General features: G+C 46.7%; 13 protein-coding genes. 6 read left to right on the top strand and 7 right to left on the bottom strand.

Annotation, left to right across the window (positions count from 1 at the left end; all coding sequences use genetic code 11):
• Positions 1-127 precede the first annotated feature (127 nt).
• Entirely contained in the window at positions 128-1,195 is a 1,068-nt protein-coding gene (locus CF651_RS28125) for an RNA-directed DNA polymerase (protein WP_094018186.1), read from the bottom strand.
• Positions 1,196-1,461: 266 nt separating this feature from the next.
• Between CF651_RS28125 and CF651_RS28130 the strand changes: the two genes are divergently transcribed.
• The 3 genes from CF651_RS28130 (at position 1,462) to CF651_RS28140 (ending at position 4,958) form a co-directional block, all read left to right on the top strand.
• Positions 1,462-2,850 carry a P-loop NTPase family protein gene (locus tag CF651_RS28130; protein ID WP_094018187.1) on the top strand — a complete coding sequence of 463 codons (1,389 nt, stop codon included), beginning with the start codon at positions 1,462-1,464 and terminating at the stop codon, positions 2,848-2,850.
• Between the two features lie 191 nt (positions 2,851-3,041).
• Positions 3,042-3,875, top strand: coding sequence for a helix-turn-helix transcriptional regulator (locus CF651_RS28135; protein WP_094018188.1), 834 nt, complete (start codon positions 3,042-3,044; stop codon positions 3,873-3,875).
• 93 nt (positions 3,876-3,968) lie between these two features.
• Positions 3,969-4,958 carry a quinone oxidoreductase family protein gene (locus CF651_RS28140; RefSeq protein WP_094018189.1) on the top strand — a complete coding sequence of 330 codons (990 nt, stop codon included), beginning with the start codon at positions 3,969-3,971 and terminating at the stop codon, positions 4,956-4,958.
• 337 nt (positions 4,959-5,295) lie between these two features.
• Here CF651_RS28140 and CF651_RS28145 read toward each other — a convergent pair whose 3' ends face one another.
• A complete protein-coding gene (locus CF651_RS28145; RefSeq protein WP_094018190.1) occupies positions 5,296-5,832 on the bottom strand; it encodes an MOSC domain-containing protein in 537 nt (178 codons plus the stop codon).
• Positions 5,829-6,302, bottom strand: coding sequence for a MarR family winged helix-turn-helix transcriptional regulator (locus tag CF651_RS28150; RefSeq protein WP_094018191.1), 474 nt, complete (start codon positions 6,300-6,302; stop codon positions 5,829-5,831). The genes CF651_RS28145 and CF651_RS28150 overlap by 4 nt, the downstream gene beginning before the upstream one ends.
• Positions 6,303-6,454: 152 nt before the next feature.
• Between CF651_RS28150 and CF651_RS28155 the strand changes: the two genes are divergently transcribed.
• Entirely contained in the window at positions 6,455-6,877 is a 423-nt protein-coding gene (locus tag CF651_RS28155) for a DoxX family protein (protein ID WP_094018192.1), read from the top strand.
• Positions 6,870-7,070 (top strand): CDGSH iron-sulfur domain-containing protein, encoded by a 201-nt coding sequence (locus CF651_RS28160; RefSeq protein ID WP_094018193.1) that lies wholly within the window; start codon positions 6,870-6,872, stop codon positions 7,068-7,070. Before CF651_RS28155 ends, CF651_RS28160 begins: the two co-directional genes overlap by 8 nt.
• 442 nt (positions 7,071-7,512) lie before the next feature.
• On the opposite strand, the gene CF651_RS28170 is transcribed toward CF651_RS28160, so the two are convergent.
• Positions 7,513-8,250, bottom strand: coding sequence for an SDR family oxidoreductase (locus CF651_RS28170; protein WP_094018195.1), 738 nt, complete (start codon positions 8,248-8,250; stop codon positions 7,513-7,515).
• Positions 8,251-8,323: 73 nt separating this feature from the next.
• Positions 8,324-8,590 carry an Atu4866 domain-containing protein gene (locus CF651_RS28175; RefSeq protein WP_094018196.1) on the bottom strand — a complete coding sequence of 89 codons (267 nt, stop codon included), beginning with the start codon at positions 8,588-8,590 and terminating at the stop codon, positions 8,324-8,326.
• Positions 8,591-8,806: 216 nt separating this feature from the next.
• Here CF651_RS28175 and CF651_RS28180 point away from each other — a divergent pair, with 216 nt between their 5' ends.
• A complete protein-coding gene (locus CF651_RS28180) occupies positions 8,807-9,709 on the top strand; it encodes an AraC family transcriptional regulator (protein ID WP_094018197.1) in 903 nt (300 codons plus the stop codon).
• A 345-nt stretch (positions 9,710-10,054) separates the two neighbouring features.
• On the opposite strand, the gene srtB is transcribed toward CF651_RS28180, so the two are convergent.
• Positions 10,055-10,834, bottom strand: coding sequence for a class B sortase (gene srtB, locus CF651_RS28185; RefSeq protein ID WP_094018198.1), 780 nt, complete (start codon positions 10,832-10,834; stop codon positions 10,055-10,057).
• Positions 10,835-10,855: 21 nt separating this feature from the next.
• The gene (locus CF651_RS28190) at positions 10,856-17,458 is read right to left on the bottom strand and encodes a DUF7601 domain-containing protein (protein WP_094018199.1); all 6,603 of its coding nucleotides are present in this window, start codon (positions 17,456-17,458) and stop codon (positions 10,856-10,858) included.
• Positions 17,459-17,557 lie beyond the last annotated feature (99 nt).

Raw genomic sequence — 17,557 nt, forward strand, 5'->3', positions numbered from 1 at the left:
TATTTATTTTTAGTGTATGAATGGGGTACAGCATAAGATGTCACCGATCTATTCGGCGGCAGCCTCAGATGGGGAAAAGAGACAGTTCTTATACTTCCATTTTAATAGGTTTTGGAGTTTACACAAACTATTTTACAGACTCAGTTAAAGACTCTTGCTTGATGTGCGCATCAGTAACACTTGATTTTAAAGATTTAAACATTAATTTTAATGCGCCTTTATAGCCTTCTCTTTCTTTGTAAATACAACTGTCAATAAAGTTGTATATTCGTTTAGTCTGTTTCTTTTCGTCTTCAATATTTAGAAAATAATCAAAAAAGAAGGCTGAATTATGATCTCCTTGAAAAGGAAAGGTATCAGTTTTATTTTTTTCAACTTTTATTTTGAGATTTAATTTATTTAATTCTGTATTTAATTCTTTATAGAAATCACTCTTTTCACTTTCATCATTATATGAAAATTCATAGTCATCAACGAACCTAACATATGAGAATTTATTTAATACTTCATCTAACTTACACATATATAGCTCTGCAATTAAACGAGAAGCAAAACTACCTGTGGGTATTCCATGTGTTTCTCCTCTTTGACATCTTTGAATTAACGAATCTAATTCATTGTAGTATTTATTCTTATCGTTTTTATTTGTTTTAGCTTCGTTTTTTCCAACTAAAACCCAGGGTATTGAATGGGTATATATACTTGGGAAAAAGTTTTGAATATCAGTTTTCATTATATTTTTTTTACCAAATCTATTTTCCTCCCTTTTTTGCTTGCCTTTGTAAAAGGGAGCATGGAAGTATTTCGACAGAGATTGTTGACTTTTAGATATAATTTTGAGATATGTATCGTTATATTGATTTAAGTGTCTACAAAGACAGATATATGAGTATATATTTGGTAGTTTATATATCCTTCTTTCTGCCTCATTTTTATAAATTGACAGCTCTATAGGAACGGTGTCGCTATATGATTTGAAATTTATCGTTTTTTCAATTTCGGAATATGCTAGGGCTAGTTGATCTGTGTTGAATATTTCTTTATATACATAATTTGAGAGAATATACTCATCTTCATACTGCTCGGAGTATTTAAAGTCAAAGTAACCATATTTCAAAAGATAGTTTAAAGAAAAATACGTTTTATACTTGAATAAATACGACATTCTCTGAAAATCAATATAAACGTTATTCATTGTTCTCAACTCTCTTATTATATATTAATTAGGAATATATTAGAAATTATTTTCCTATACCACAATTATATATATCAGCAACAAATTAGAGCAATAATAACTTGCCATTTGAGCCAGCGAGGGGAACCGTCCCATAAGTGACGGCAAGTTTTGTAGGTAGGTCTTTAACAATTAACTCTCATTGTTATAGATGTATTATTTTGTACAATTTTGTAGTATTATGGTTGGTGAGAATTTTATCCAATTTATGAAAAGGTGCGGAAACTATGAAAATAAGTTTGCCATCTCGGTACGAAAGTTTAGACGAAGCGTATAGAGGTAGATTGATTCCTAATAAAGACTTACTAGACCTGATTAACAAAGCCACTAAATCAATGATGATAAGTGGAGGAATAAGATTTTTACCGCTTTACGGTGAAAGCGGTGCAGGAAAGACATCAGCGGCTCGTGAGATTAGCACTCATTTACCAAGTGCACACACCTTCTTGCTCGTAAGGGATGAAATAGAAGAACGGGAGACTCTCTTAAGTAGAATCACTCGCGAGAATGCCCATAACCCAGGAAAAATACTAATTGCAATTATTGACCAATATGAAGAGAATGTCGTTGGAAAAGAAAGAATTCCCACCCAATTTGTTGAGTATATTAGTCTTCTTGATCGTGGGGAACTTGCAGGAACCCCAATCATTTTCGTTTGGCTCACAACTAGTAGAGAATTTCAAAGGATGCTTGTAGATGCAACAAGTCGTAATAGAAGAATATTATTACATCAAAACTTCACAATAACCGGACCCAATAAACAGGAGTGGCCAAAGATAATCGATGAAACATTCAGTTTCCATAATAGTGATAATTCATTGGCAGACTATGAGATTATAGAAGAAGATATTAGGAAGATCAGTTTGGATTATCATACGATAGGTAGTGCTATGGAGGAAGTGGGGGTACTTCTAGGAGAAAGAGTATCTGATATCCAGAATTTATCAGAGTATCAAGTAATCTTAATGTGGCCTGTTTCAGATGCACTTCGGACACAACGCGTTTTACAATTTTCAAAGCCTCGTGAAGGTTATAAATTAAACTGGGAAGCTTGGTTCAGGGAACTGAATGCTGAGGACCGTGTTCAGTTACCGCTTAAAGAATTGAATCGTACTCGATTATACTTTGATGTTCGAATTATTCCAATACGTGTGGCTGACTTACATCGTCTATGTGGGGATTTAGACAATCCGGACGGGACATACGGAGATTCTTACGTAGGAAGATTTATGAGGACACATTTTTATCAAGTCGTGGCTGACAAATGGGATGAATATGAGTATACCCCACTTAAAGAGAGGGAATCCAAAAGGGCGGAAGAAGCACGAGTGTGGTATGAAGGTGTAACAACAAAGCCTACTCAATTAGGAAGAAGAATCGCAAGAGTCTTCAGATCCAGTGGCCTAGATGCAACTCATGAAGAAACGCTTACTTCAGGGTATAGCTCGGTGAGGGCAGATGTATTTATTAATCGTCCTGGAACATCGAAACCAAAAGTAATAATCGAGCTAAAGGTTTACTCTGCTGAGGCTACAATGCCATCTTCTATAAAAGATGCTATAAAAGTTACACTTAGAAGGCATGCACAATTTGCAGGTTTTTTACAAAGACAATAAAGCTAGGGGCACCTGAAAAGGTGCCCTTAAAATTTGCCGTTACAGACAGGGTGGAGAACCATACCGCAAGTAGGGCGAAATTTTTCGCAGGGTTGTGTATTACAAACTTCAGGAATAATATATTAGCAGAAAGAGCTTTGAATCTAATATAGTAGTATTAAAACGAATCTCTTTAAGCAAGGTGTGGTTAAATGGCTTTGGAAAACGAAAAGTTTAAGATACTTGGAGACTTTTTAAAATCCCGCCGAGAACGGATGAAACCGGATGGTACCGAAATGGCTAGCCGCTTTGGAAGAAGGAGAACGCCGGGATTACGTAGGGAAGAGGTTGCCCAGCTTGCGGGAGTGAGCATCACTTGGTATACCTGGCTGGAACAGGGCAGGGTTGCTTCCGTATCAAGGGAAGTCATTGAGTGCGTTGCTCGGGCCTTGCAATTATCTTCGGATGAACAGGCTCATTTGTTTCGATTGGCCGATTACGGAGGAGAGAGGAATTCTAGTCCGAACACCGGTGAAGCATATCCCGAACTTCAGACCATTATCGACCAAGTGAACTACCCGGCCATTATAGCAAATCATCGAACCGAGGTGTTGGCTTACAACCGGTTGGCAACCGAAATTATTACGGATTTCCATGCCATTCCCGCTGATGAACGAGTTATGACGCGATTAATATTTACAGATGAAAATCTGCGTGAGCAGTTGGTAAACTGGAAAGAATTCGCGGACTATACGATGGGCGTATTTCGGATGTATTATGACCAAAATGCCAGCGATCGTTGGTTTGAGGCTTTCGTCCGGAAGATGTGCCTCGAATGCGTGGAGTTTCAAACCCTATGGCGCTTGCATAATGTTCGGCAAAAGAACGCCATCCATTACACGTTTGATCATTGTGTCGCTGGACAATTGTTTTTTCAATTGAATACCTTTTCTAATATTAACGGTGATGAAAACCTGCACTGCTGTATATTTACGCCTATCGCAAATACCGTTACGGAAGCAAAGTTAGCGTTATTGCGAAAATGATCCTATTAGTCCGGATACCTGTATAAAGGGAAACTGGTTACCTTTTTAGATACGAAATATAATGATTTCATTCTTAACTAGGAGGTATTGGAGATGAAATCTATTGTAATCGATCAACCAGGCGGACCAGCAAGCCTAAAATGGTGCGAAAAGCCGGATCTGCAGCCGACCCCTGGCCTGCTTACCATTGATGTTGCCTATGCAGGTGTTGGATATTTTGAAGTATTGCTGAGCCGCGGCGAATTTATGTCGGATTTTCCAATGCCGATTACCCCCGGTCTAGAAGTTTCAGGATATGTACGTGCCATCGGGGAAGGCGTTAAGGGGTTCTACGTCGGTCAACCTGTAGCCTCTATGACGCTGCTTGATTTTAACGGGTTTGCATCTATGGCGAACGTGCGGCCGGAATTGACGGTTCCGCTAGATCAATTGGGGATGGAGCTTGACTTGGCGACAGCGGCAGCTTCAATTGTAAATCTGACGACAGCTTACTTGGCAATCAAAGATGTGTATAGAATGAGAACAGGTGACAACGTGCTTGTTCATGCGGCCGTAGGCGGTTTGGGCGGCTTTTTGGGACAGATTGCAAAACGATTGGGAGCCGGCAAAGTATTGGGAACCGTTGGAAACGCAGAGAAAGCCAAGCTTGCAGCTTCCTTCGGGTATGACGAATTATTTGTCCGGACCGATTTTGTTGAGCGGACACTAAAGGCAACGGGACAGAAAGGCGTTCACGCTGTCTTTGACCCGGTTGGGGGAAGCATGCGTAAACAAAGCTTAGAGGCGCTTCGCCCATTGGGTCAGTTGGTTGTTGTCGGAAACGCCAGCGGTGAACAGGATGTTGCGCATTCTTTTAACCAGATATGGTTTTCCAATAAACAGTCCGCTGGCTTTTCATTAGGAGGATACGCCGTAAGCAATCCTGCAGAGACCGGAAAAGCGGCGCGGGAGGCGTTAAGCATGCTGGCAAGAAAAGAGATCCATGCTGAGATTCACGGCGTGTATCCGCTGGAAAAAGCCGCCGAAGCGCTAGCGCTTTTAGAACAAAAAAACACCGTCGGCAAACTGGTTTTGCAAGTGTAAACCCAGGGATAAAGACGATAGTTTACGATAAACGATAGCGTAATAACTATAGCAACCAATAAGGAGCTGCCGCGGCATGCTCCTTACGCCTTTTCGCCGATTGACCCGTTATGCTGAACCGTATCGCACATACTGGTAAAGCGGAGATTTGAATTACGAGTGGAATCGGTTGCTTTGAACCATCAGATTTGAGCATAATACTATAGTGGAAGGAAAGCTATCGGACGATTTTCCGGAACCGCTCTGCCGGTAAGCTGATGCGCTTGTGGCGCAGGGAGCGGAATAGTACCCAAAGCGATTGAGGCAAGTCCGCTAGTGGTGATCTTCATGCTGAGAGCTAAAGAAATACAATCGTGTCGCCTTCCGAAATCCGGCCTTCCCTCTCCACGGAACAAACGATGCCTCTCGACTTTTTAGCAGCAGGCACAAATTTTTGACTAAGCCCGCTCTGATTATAAATTTTTTCAATCACCCTTCCGGGTCCAATGCAGGGCAGGTTCTCCCCTTCACAGATCAATCCCGTTCCATCCGGAAATATCAACCTGGTCCCTTGTTGTAGTTCTGTAAGCTTCTCAAATCCGCTAATGATAATATTGGCCCCTAGCCACTCCGGCTTTATTTCAGGGAGATCCAGTCTATTGGCAATGTACTCACATTCCTCTTTCGAAACGATACTGATTTGACGTCTGTTGGCAATCAGCACACCTCGAGGATAAATTTTTTGCCTGGAATCCGCAGGACGTAACAGGCCATAATGGCGATCTCCCGGAATCCCCCCTAATTCAATCTGAATATATGGCACGGAGCGAGTAACGAATGTTGTCGGGTCTTCAGCCACCATTACCCTTTCAACTGCAGCGCTACTTTCTCTCATGATTCTTTTCCCTCTTTTTCCTGCGAAGATTGCAGCTCATTATAGATTAAGCCTAAAGAACGTGTCAGAATCTCTACTTCCTCATCGGATAAAGAGGCAGCAAAATACTGCTTGATCCCCCTTGCATATATAGGCCAAGCTTTACGCAGCTGGTTTTCACCTTCATCCGTGAGAACAGCATATGCTCCCCGCCGGTCCTCTTCGCTTTTTTCTCTTTGAATCAATCCTTCGCGCTCCAGTCGGTCGATCATCCTTGTTAAGCCGCTTTTACTCAAGACGACCTTCCGATTTAATTCTGAAAAACGAAGCCTGCGATCGGGTGCCTCAAACAAAGCGATCAGAACATCGTATGTGGTCAGCGGGACTTTCTTCTGGGCTGCCAAATCACGCTCAATGAATTCTATGATTTTGGCATGTGCTTTTATAAACAACCGCCAAGCAGTCAACTCTTTTTCCGATAACTTATCCATCGTCCATCCCCCATTCGTTAAAAACAATATAAATCATTTTTGTTGTATGATCAACAAATATTTGTTGACTGCGCAACTAAACGATGTTATATTTAGTTGCGCAGTCAATTGTTGATTTTGAAACAATTTATTAAAGGGGGTTGATTTTTCAAATGTACAGCATGAGTTTTTACGCCAATACCGTTCTCCGCATATTGACGGGAGTCATTTTTTTCATGCATGGGAGATTCAAATTAGTATGGGGTTATTCCAATTTGTCGGAATGGTTGCATGGTCAGGGATTTCCACTGGCAGCATTTTTCGCTCATGTACTCCCGTGGATTGAACTGCTTGGAGGCATCATCATGATCATTGGAATCGGTTCGCGATATCTAGCCATCCTATTTAGTCTTATTCTTCTGACCGCCTTATTTAAGGTGAAGCTCGCCGTCGGTTTCATCTCGAGTAAGGACACTGGCTATGAATTCGACCTACTACTGCTGGTCGCCTGTTTGCATGTAGCCGTGACCAGCACGAATTCGCTCAAACAAGTTTGGATGACTTCTCATAAAGGAGGTGAAATGAAACATGTCTAAAGTAAAAATTACAAAGTACGATGAAGGACCTTTTGTCATTCAAGGGAGCTTCGAACTGGTTGATGGAAGTGGGAACACTTTTCAAACCAGCGATACGATAGCCGTTTGCCGCTGCGGACAATCAAAGACACAGCCATTTTGCGATGCTACTCATAAAACATGCGGATTCAGAGAAGCTTCTTCCGCCCAATAATCATAACTCTCTGCCTTTAGATGAACCGAACCTCATGGCACAAAAAAACGTGATGATCCCTTCATAAAGTTAAGGAATCATCACGTTTTTATTCGTTGCCAGCTGGAAATGCAAGCGGACCTCAATGGAGCTATCGTGTCACGACAAGCTCCTTCCTAACTTTTCGCCGATAAACCCATTAAGCTGAACCGTATCACAAATAATGGTGAAAATTGGCGGATTACATCGGCTGGATTGAACCGGAAGATATAGTTGCTTTATTGGATAGGGTGGATCTGAACTATCAAGGATGGGCGAATTATCCGGCTTCTGTTATGATGGGAATCACAGACCGGCCGGAACTATCCGAGGTTCTAAACGAGTTTTTGCGCAACCGACCTCAAGATAGCCCGCGCCTCAACCGCTTTGGAACGGTAGATCAGTGGGTTCAATGGAAATAACATCAGGCAAGCTGGGCTGTAGGCCGGACGACAAGCTCGTTCACATCGACGTCTGCCGGCTGCTCTATCGCATAAGCAATGGCACGGGCTATGGCGGCAGCTGGGAGGGCGTCGCGGCGGTACAATTTCATCATTTCCTTGGCTTCGTCGTCTGAAATGCTCTCAGCGAGCTCGGACTCCGTCACACCGGGAGAAACGAGCGTTACCCGGATGCTGCTACCAACCTCCTGCCGTAAACCTTCCGTGATGGCACAAACGGCGTATTTGGTCGCACAATATACTGCCGCCGTCGGCGAGACTGCGTAGGCACCGATGGAAGCCACGTTGATGATGTGACCGGATTGTTGCTCTTTCATAACGGGGAGACCCGCAGCAATGCCGTGAAGAACCCCACGGATATTGACGTCGATCATTCGGTTCCATTCGTCGACTTTCAAAGCTGCCAAAGGGGAGAGAGGCATCACACCGGCATTGTTCACGACCACATCGACACGACCAAACCGGCTTTGCGCCAAGTGGATGCTTGCCTGCATCTGACCGATATTTGTAACGTCCAGCTGTTGATATGCAACGGAACCTCCTTCGGCCTCAATGAGGGATGCCAGAGCTTCCAGTCTTTCCACGCGTCTGGCCCCAATGACGACATGGGCTCCCCGGCTGGCGAGAAGCTTCGCCGCTGCTTCACCGATTCCACTACTTGCTCCTGTAATCAAAACTACTTTTCCATTAATTTCAGACATTAAAATTTCTCCTTTTGAAATGGATTCAATCTAGTCTATCTCATTAAAATAATTCCATGACCCATGATGAAAATTACGACTTCCCGCTATTTTCACGGTACAGAACCATGCCGGCATGGTAGAGTACCGAATCGCGGAAATCGCCGTCCGCTGTAAACCCTGTATCATCCACATAGTCGATATGGTCGCCTACGATGGTATATCTGCCTTGGTAAGCGCTCTTCCGATTTCCACGTGCTTCGTCATACCGCCCGTTCGGCAGCAGTTCATGCCGGATGTAACCGTCTTTTGTCACCCACATGCCGACATAAGGATGGGATTGTTCGCTTTGAGTACTCATTGAATATTCTCCTTCCATTTGTGATGCTGGACTGAATCTTGCCCTGTCACTCGTTTCCTGCGGTCAGGACCTCCGTGCCGTGTACCACATTTCATACATGTTCATTATCGTTTTTCCGGGAAGCAATGCGGTAGCCGGATCATACACGATGATTGCCTAATCCTCCAGAAAAGGATAAAGTTAAGTCAATCTTATGGATAAAAAGGGGAGAAAAGGATGGATGAATGGTTCGAGAAACAAAAGAGAGAAATGCTGCGGATCATCGGGAAGTTTACACCGGAGGACGGTACGCATGATACGGAAGTTCCCGGTTTGCGCTTGATTCGTTCTTCACGGTTATCTGAGCCGGTATACTCTGTCTATGAGCCTTCCCTTTGCGTCGTGGCACAGGGTTCCAAGGTGGTCATGCTAGGACAAGAGCTGTATCAGTATGACCCGAGCAGCTATTTAACCGCATCGGTACATTTACCGATTACAGGTCAAGTGATGGAGGCTTCGAATGAAACGCCGTATTTAAGTATGCAGATCCTTTTTGATATGAGCCAAATTCTTGATGTCATTCAGGCATCCGGCGATGTCATCCGATCAAGAACTGAGACCAGCCGGGGGTTGAGGGTGAGCCGGGTAAGCGATACGCTTCTGGATGCTGTGCTGCGGCTTCTGAAATTGGTCGAAACGCCGCGGGATATCCCGGTGCTTGCGCCTTATGCTATGCGGGAAATCATTTACCGGGTGCTTCAGAACGAAAACAGCGCATCACTAATGCAATTTGCAGTTGTCGGAAGCCATGCACAGCGAATCGCGGGGGTCGTTGAGAAGCTTAATCGCGACTTTGCCCAACCTCTGCGCGTAGATGAATTGGCAGCGGAGGCCAGTATGAGCGCTTCGTCATTGTACGATTATTTTAAGGAAGTCACAGGGATGAGCCCGATCCAGTTCCAAAAGCAAATCCGTTTGCAAGAGGCACGACGGCTACTCCTCTCTGGATCGATCGATGCGGCGGAAGCAGCGTTTCAGGTCGGGTATGAGAGCCCGTCGCAATTTAGCAGGGAATATGCACGGATGTTTGGGATGCCGCCGATCCGGGACATACACCGATTGCGGGGCTCTATTGTTTGACAAAATGACGGTTTCGGCGAGGTCAGGGTGAAAGACTTGGATGCACAATACTGCGGAATAATATTCTGTCATTCCGTGTGGGATTTTGTGTAGAGCATGACGGAGGGATTAACCGCCTCAACAACCAACTTTTCGAAACGATGCAGCGAAGCGTCCTACAGTAAAAGCGGATCGTACAATCGTTTCTGTAGCTGAGACAAAAGAAAACACAGATAACCATTGCATTATCTCATGGGGAAAGAACGTACCGTTGTATGGGATTCGGTTATCAATAGCACGAACGCTGGGAATCAAGTCATTATCGGTTTAGGGGAAATTACGGAGAGAGACTCAGATAATACAGCATCATTTGCGTTTTCGGGCGACCACCGCTAACCGACCGTTTTCGGTTGAGTATTCGCACGTAGACAGTACTATAAGCTTGTCGCCATACTGGGCTGTTATGCCCGTGTCATAAAGAGCGAGTTGCTTGATGTTCTGCATATACGAATCAAACTCAGCGGATGTTCCAACCTTCTCAATCTGGTAGTATTTAAAAACATTGTCCGATTTGCGATAAACTTTGGAGAGAATAACGGCTACGATCTCGTATTCTTCCTTTTCATAAAGCGTACTGAACTGGAGCGTAACATGCTCCTTATAATAGCTTTCATTCTTGTACTTCATCAAATCTGTAAACATAAAGCCGCTTTTCATATGATGTCCGTGAATCAGTAAAATGTCTGAATCGTTTATCCGACTGTGTACGTCCAAAAAGGGAAGTCCGTTTTTGCTCTCTTTTTTATCAAAATCATGATTGAGATAGTATTGCGCATCCTGTGGGTTCTGCATGATCGGATAATCAATTCGGGTGCCGTCAATCTTCAACCAACCGATGATGTCCGGGTTTCTCCCGTAAAGCTCTTGAAACTCGGGAAGCATGACCGGCTCATGCGTGTTCGTGGAAAATGGCGAGGGCGTTACAGTGCCCTCGCCTGTGTCTGATTCTGTTTTCAGGCCTGTTTTTAGTTCTTTCATTTGCTGCTGCGCATCATAATCTTGCTGAAGAATTCTCGCAATAGAGAAGAAAGAAAAAACTAACAGGAGAATGGAAAAGGCGATAAGAATCTTTTTGGTTTTGCTCATCATCTTACCGCCTTTCCCTGGTTACTGAATGTACTTCTTCTTCTTGCTATTTGGCAGACAGAACCCGATTGTAATCAAGGACATCAGTACCAAAGCCATATAGAAGGCTAGCGATATGCTATTATCGCCTGTTTTCGGGACATCGTCCAGCTCGTTGTCACTGTTGCCGTTGTCGGCCCCGTTGTTGCTGTTGCCGTTGTCGGTTCCGTTGTTGCCATTGTCGGCCCCGTTGTTGCTGTTGCCGGCTCCGTTATTGCTGTTGCCGGAACCGTTGTTGCCGTTGTCGGCCCCGTTGTTGCTGTTGCCGGAACCGTTGTTGCTGTTGCCGGCCCCGTTGTTGCTGTTGCCGGCTCCGTTATTGCTGTTGCCGGAACCGTTGTTGCTGTTGCCGGAACCGTTGTTGCCGTTGTCGGAACCGTTGTTGCCGTTGTCGGCCCCGTTGTTGCCGTTGTCGGAACCGTTGTTGCTGTTGCCGGAACCGTTGTTGCCGTTGTCGGAACCGTTGTTGCTGTTGCCGGCCCCGTTGTTGCTGTTGCCGGCTCCGTTATTGCCGTTGTCGGCCCCGTTGTTGCTGTTGCCGGCCCCGTTATTGCTGTTGCCGGCTCCGTTATTGCTGTTGCCGGCCCCGTTATTGCTGTTGCCGGCCCCGTTGTTGCTGTTGCCGGAACCGTTATTGCTGTTGCCGGCCCCGTTGTTGCTGTTGCCGGCCCCGTTGTTTCCGTTGTCGGAACCGCTGTTGTCGTTGTCGGAACCGCTGTTGCCGTTGCCGGAACCTGTTTCCCGCGTCAATTGTACATCGTAACGTACGATGTCGGTTCCAACATTAATCGTTGCACTCGTATGCATCACGTACCCGGCTTTGGTTACAACCAGATAGTAATCTGTGTCCGGGAACACCATATACGCATATGCGCCGGTTCCGTCGCTGTTCTGGCTTGGGCTGGCATTATCATTCGGAGCAAAGCCTGGAATCGCAGGCAACGTTACTTTCGTGCCTGGCACGATGCCATTCGCCTTGTTCCTCGGCGTATCCGCATAATACAGCGTCACTTCAGCACCTTCGATTGTTGCGCCAGTGGTTGCGTCCGTAATTATGCCATACGGGTCAACAAGCCCCTGCGAAATATTCAATTCGCCGTTCGCTGCCACGGTCAGCTTCGAATCCCGAATGAGTGTCAGCTCTTTGCCCGGATTAAATTCATAACGCACTTCCATCGTGTATGCTCCTGTAGACAAGCCGTCCACAAGGAAAGTGCCGTTAGATTGCACATCGAACGCTTTCGGAACTCCGTTATCTTCAAGATAGTTGCCATGCGCATCCTTTAAATAAATATGCAACTTGCCCGCGAAAGCATTGTTGAGCAGCACGGATTTCCCATCTGACTGCTTAAAGAGCATGACGCCCACAGCTGTAATTTCCGCTGGAACCGCTTCGCCCTCAGTCACGCCGCCGTCAATCTTTGCTTTTTGCGCGAAGGTAATTGGTGTCGGGCTTCCGTTAATGTTGACCATTTGCGTAAAGTTTACAGTATAGCTTCCACCTGGTGGAACGGCGAGGAAATACGCTCCATTCTCATCGGTCGTAATCGTGTGCAACTCGTTCGTGTCATCGTTTTTCACCGTAACGGTAGCATTGGGAATGACTTTACCCGTCGTGTTGTTCCGAAGCACCCCTGTAATTGCCGCAGGCATGGCGGTTACGGTCGTAGAGGCGGTTGCATCTCCATCACTCGTACTGGTCGTCTTCGACGTGATCGTGTGCTGCTTGGGAGCTGTTTCGGTCAATAGCGGCGGTGTATAAGGAATGACCGCCTTTCCTTCCGAATCGGTTGTTGCAGTTACAACCGAGTTATCCGGCAGTGTGAGGACAATTTCTCTGCCCACAACCGGCTTCCCGTCGTGGTCGATCAGTGTAGCCGTAATCTTCGAAGGTGTTTTGCCGTCGCCAGGAACAATCGCGGGATTTGCTGTCAGCGTCAGTGTGCTGGATAAATACCGCGTATTGACGAAGCGTGCCTCGGCTATCTTCTTCTCCACAATTGTACCCGTATGCACCAAAGTCTCAGGGTCAGTCGTGTAACCGTCAGACGTATAATCCGTCTGGGAGACGGTATAAGTACCGCCTTGAAGAATTTGGCTGGCGTCAAAGATGGCAGTCTCTCCGTGCTTGAGGGAGATCGTCCCGCTTGATTGGATCGTTCTCGTCTCGTTCGTGCCGTCGATTTTCGTATATGTGTACATATACTCCTTGCTTGGATCTACACCATCAAACTTCACGGTGTACGTAAACAGCTTGTCCATCTCTCCGCCGTTGCCTGCCACCGTCTGACCGATCAGCAGACCTCCGTACACCATCCGTGTGTTGACGAATGACACTTTAGCGTCTTCGCCATCAGCGATAGTCCCGGAAGACTTCCATTCCGGCAAATTCACCACATATTCGTCTGCCGTATAGTCATTCTCGGTCACGGTGTAGACCGTACCCTTCGATATACCGGCAATGACGATGTTCTCTCCATGTTTGAGCGCGAACTTGCCGCCTGATTGGATCGTTCCTGTCTCGCTCGTGCCGTCGATTTTCGTATACGTATACGAATACTGCTTGCCGGGATCTGCGTCATCGAATTTCACGGTGTATGTAAACAGCTTGTCCATCTCTCCGCCGTTACCTGCCACCGTCTGACTGACCGTCAGTTGGCCGTCGAGATACTTGGCATTGACATAATGCGCGTCGACAGTACTGCTCTTCACAATTTTGCCCGTACGCGTCAAATCCGCCGGATTGGTTATATAGCCGTTACTTGTATAATCGTCCTGAACGATCGTGTAGATGATGCCGTCAGGGATGCCCTTGAAGGTTACGACATTTCCGCCTTTTAGCGTAATCGTTCCGCCGTTCGCCACAGTGCCAAGCTTTGTACCGGAAGCATCGTAATAGTCATAAGACTTGCCGTTGCTAAAAGTAACCTTGTAGCTAAAGTCCTTTGTCGAGTCCGCGGCTTTCCCTTCAAGCTGCATATCCAGCTTCAAATCGCCGGTCTCCCACACAGGGGTTGGCACAACTAACGGTTTGGTTGAAGTCACGAGTTCGCCACCAACAAAGACTGGGCTGTCTTTCACGTTGGCAACGCGCACCGGATAAACCGTTGTGGTGGGCAGATAAGTATTCTCGTCAATATAGGTCTGCTTCAGCTGGTAGAGCCCCGGCGTAGGGATCAGCAACGTCAGCCTGCCGTTTGCATCTGTGATTCCTTTGATGGGTTTACCCTGCTGATCCTTCGCCGCTGTTACGCCGTCGGCTTCATACAGTGTGATCTCAACGCCTATCAGCGGCTTGTTTGCGGGATCAACCTTTAGGATATACAACACACCGTTGGACCCCGCGCTGCCGCTTACATCATTGGCATCCAACGTGCTTTCGCTGCTTGCCATGATAGCCGGCAGGCTGTCATCGCCTAACAGCTCGATTTTGTTGCCGACTTTTCCCGGAGACATTCCGCTCGACTCGGTCTGGTAGACGAACTGGTAGAATTGGTTCGGGTCCTTTATCTTGAAGATCAGCTTTGTGGGATTGCCTGCAGATTTTTGCATCTCCACCTTGACCTCAGGGTCTGGGCCAGTTAAATCCAGTGCAGCGCCCACCCTTTCTAGCGCTCCGCTCGCGGTTATCTTGGCACGATAAACCGCCATATCGGGCGGGGTAAGGGAAGGGTTGCCGTTCTCATCCTCGCGCAGCTTCAACCCTGCCCCGAGAGTGTCCTGCAAATAGACGCCATCCTTCATCGCGAAGGACGGGGCGTAGTTCACCGTCCATTCCTGAATGCCCGGGGCAGGCTTGGTCGCCGATTTCCCCAGCGGACTAAGGGGAACGATCACCTTGCGACTTTCAGCAATCACTTTCTCAACGTCGCCCCACTTGATCTTCAACTCGGCGGTATTAAAACCCTCATGCTTCGTCTTGCCTGCCATGAAGTCGGCGTTCATCGCCTCCGCCGTTGGTCTTGCCTTCACCAGAATGACGTAAGGGCTTTCCAGCTTGGTGAAGGAGAAGGTGCCTACGTTATCCTTGGCAGAGAAGCTGACCACATGGTGCGGATCGTTTGGCTCAATCACCTTAACAATAGAATTAATCTGTTTACCATAATCAGCAATATTCCGTAAACCCTCGTAAAGCTCATAGTCCTTCCCATTTTCTTCAGAAAACTTAACGAACTCCCATCCTGCGGGCAAGGTATCCACCAGTTTGATGTCCGTTGCCACACGATTGACGCCGGTCATCTGGTCGGTTTTCAGTCCAGGTATATTGACTGCCAGCCGGAAGGTCACCGTCTTGGTCACCCGATCATATGCCGCAATCGTCCATGCCTCATTGCTATCGTCCCGAATGTAGCTGCCGACGTTATTGGGTTTAACATTTTCAGGCGTACCATCTGCTTTCAGGGGGATCGATGCAAAGAGCATTTCCTTATTGAGCATCCTTGAGAAAACTTGAGGATAGGCATCACCATTGCCCAAAAAGGTATTGCCGCTAAACAAGTAAGCACGGTTATGGCGGTATGGCTGCCCACCCGTGTACTGCCCCGCGAAGTCGTTCGGGTTAGTCATGAACGAACGGAAGGTGAAGGATGCTGACGTATCTTTGAATCCTGTAACCTTAAGTAAATCCGCCACCGTCTTGCCGCCTTGAGTCAAAGGGATGACCTCTAAGGTCAAGCCGGCATCGCCCTTAAAGGAGTCGGCCTGATACTGCTGCCATGTATTCCCGTAAAGCTTCTTGCTAATCTCAGTTAAAACCTGGTTGCTGACCTGACTATTCTCATCTACCTTAGTGATGTCAAAGGAGGCATCATACCTCAGTAGGTCGTACACCGCCAAATTCGGGTCTTCATACTGCGGTGTTACATTCACATTCCAAGTGATAGCGGCGATGTCGTAGTCGTTCACACTGCCCGAAACATTATAGCTGGCGCTGCCGCTCTTTGTGATACTATGAGCTCCTACGGTGACCGTTGCATAATCACTCACGGTGTTGGGTTCGTTTCCCATAGTTGCATCGTTGTTCTGTAAGCCACCTGGAGGATCTTCCAGGGACCAGTTGGCGCGAGCGCGATTGGTGAAGGTGCTGTCGCTCACTACCTTAGACACAATGACCAGCCGAACGGCATCATTGACCGTGCCAAAGGAATATATACTCTTTGTTCCTTCATCCGGATCAATCGGCGTGCTCGTAGTGGACCAGTTACTCGTGCCTGTATCCCACTGCTGATAGGCAGCCGATTCGAAGCTCAGCCCAGTCGGCAGTGCATCGGTGATGGTAAAGCTCTTTAACCCCTGCTTGTGGTAATTTTTATTGACATCGATGGTCCATGTTACAAGGGTATCATTCCCTTGCTTACTCACAGCCCCGTATTTCTGAATCCAGTCGGGATAGATGTTGATACGGTAAGATCCTGCCTCGACCAATAATTTCTCGTCCGTATCCTTCAATTGAGCTGTAGTATCCAGTTTTTGACCACCATCATTTCCGGGGACAGTATGGTACTCATAGTAGTAAAGTCCCTTGGGAATCCATGTTTTGAAAGTAATGGTCGCCTTGCTTCTGGATGCTTCTGGAGTGGACGCGTCAGGGAAGGTGTAGGACAGCGCACCGTTTGCGTAAACCGGCGTCGCCGACTGCCCATCGACCGTGAACGAACCTTCCACGTAGGCGCCTGCAGCGTTGGTATTCTGGAGGCCCTTTTCGCTAAGGTTATCATAGAACGTCTTCCCGTCCAGCGGCAGCGGAATGGTGTTATCGTCCCGGTCAAAGGCTGCGACATCCACCTTCCACGTGATTGTCCCATTTACAAACGATGTTCCGTTCAGATTAACATAGGAATACTGAGACGGTTTCGTAATGTCCTGAGGGGTTATCGCGATTGTGTATTTGGGCGTCAGCGCCGGGTTATCGATGAGGTAGTTCGCACCGAATATTTGTGTTGCTGCTTGCGCACCGTAACCCACACCCGACACATCCGCTTTTGCAGTGGACGATAGGTTGATTAGTACGTCTTTTTTTGCACCGTTAAAAAACGTGTCATCGCCATCAAAGGTAATGGTAATGGTGGTTGCGGTAAACGCAACGGTTGCAATTTTCAGCCCCCCCAGCATGATATCCTTGCTGCCTGTTGCCGTCAGATTTACCATGGGGAAATAAGTGGCTTTGTCAAAAATCACCTTGTCGTTCTTCAAGATAATTGATTCAGGTGCAGCGCTTTGATTGTCGCCAAACACCGGCACCTTGATGTTACTCAGAGTCAGGGTGAATGGCTGTCTGCCTTGGATGATGCCGCCGGTGTTAACAGCTTTGCTATCTTGCACCACCTCAAGCGAAAAGGTTGTATTAGCCCCCTTAAGCACCGCCGTTTTGTCTGCTGGATTGGACTCCAAAGTCTTCAAGGTGGCAGCCTCTGGCGCAGCATACACTGCCGTATGTACCGACGGTTCGCTTGCTACTGCCGTCTCTGAATTGCCTGGCGCGCTATCCGCGTTTGCAGTAGCAGAGAACGCCATCGTCTGCAAGACAAGCAAAACAGCTAGGCAGCAAGATAGCAAAGATTTGCTTACACTGCGTTTTCGTTTCATTGCAAAAATTCCCCTCCGTTTCCAAAAATCTTTATCGACAGCAAGATCATATGCCCAATATAGCGCACAAGCGAATAAATACAGGCTATTTGCTTGATC

Source organism: Paenibacillus rigui, assembly GCF_002234615.1.
Classification (GTDB): Bacteria; Bacillota; Bacilli; order Paenibacillales; family NBRC-103111; genus Paenibacillus_S; species Paenibacillus_S rigui.

Excerpts from the sequence above, each read along its gene's own strand:
- CF651_RS28125 (WP_094018186.1), bottom strand. The coding sequence starts at position 1,195 with ATGAATAACGTTTATATTGATTTTCAGAGAATGTCGTATTTATTCAAG.
- CF651_RS28130 (WP_094018187.1), top strand. The coding sequence starts at position 1,462 with ATGAAAATAAGTTTGCCATCTCGGTACGAAAGTTTAGACGAAGCGTAT.
- CF651_RS28135 (WP_094018188.1), top strand. The coding sequence starts at position 3,042 with ATGGCTTTGGAAAACGAAAAGTTTAAGATACTTGGAGACTTTTTAAAA.
- CF651_RS28140 (WP_094018189.1), top strand. The coding sequence starts at position 3,969 with ATGAAATCTATTGTAATCGATCAACCAGGCGGACCAGCAAGCCTAAAA.
- CF651_RS28145 (WP_094018190.1), bottom strand. The coding sequence starts at position 5,832 with ATGAGAGAAAGTAGCGCTGCAGTTGAAAGGGTAATGGTGGCTGAAGAC.
- CF651_RS28150 (WP_094018191.1), bottom strand. The coding sequence starts at position 6,302 with ATGGATAAGTTATCGGAAAAAGAGTTGACTGCTTGGCGGTTGTTTATA.
- CF651_RS28155 (WP_094018192.1), top strand. The coding sequence starts at position 6,455 with ATGTACAGCATGAGTTTTTACGCCAATACCGTTCTCCGCATATTGACG.
- CF651_RS28160 (WP_094018193.1), top strand. The coding sequence starts at position 6,870 with ATGTCTAAAGTAAAAATTACAAAGTACGATGAAGGACCTTTTGTCATT.
- CF651_RS28170 (WP_094018195.1), bottom strand. The coding sequence starts at position 8,250 with ATGTCTGAAATTAATGGAAAAGTAGTTTTGATTACAGGAGCAAGTAGT.
- CF651_RS28175 (WP_094018196.1), bottom strand. The coding sequence starts at position 8,590 with ATGAGTACTCAAAGCGAACAATCCCATCCTTATGTCGGCATGTGGGTG.
- CF651_RS28180 (WP_094018197.1), top strand. The coding sequence starts at position 8,807 with ATGGATGAATGGTTCGAGAAACAAAAGAGAGAAATGCTGCGGATCATC.
- srtB (WP_094018198.1), bottom strand. The coding sequence starts at position 10,834 with ATGAGCAAAACCAAAAAGATTCTTATCGCCTTTTCCATTCTCCTGTTA.
- CF651_RS28190 (WP_094018199.1), bottom strand. The coding sequence starts at position 17,458 with ATGAAACGAAAACGCAGTGTAAGCAAATCTTTGCTATCTTGCTGCCTA.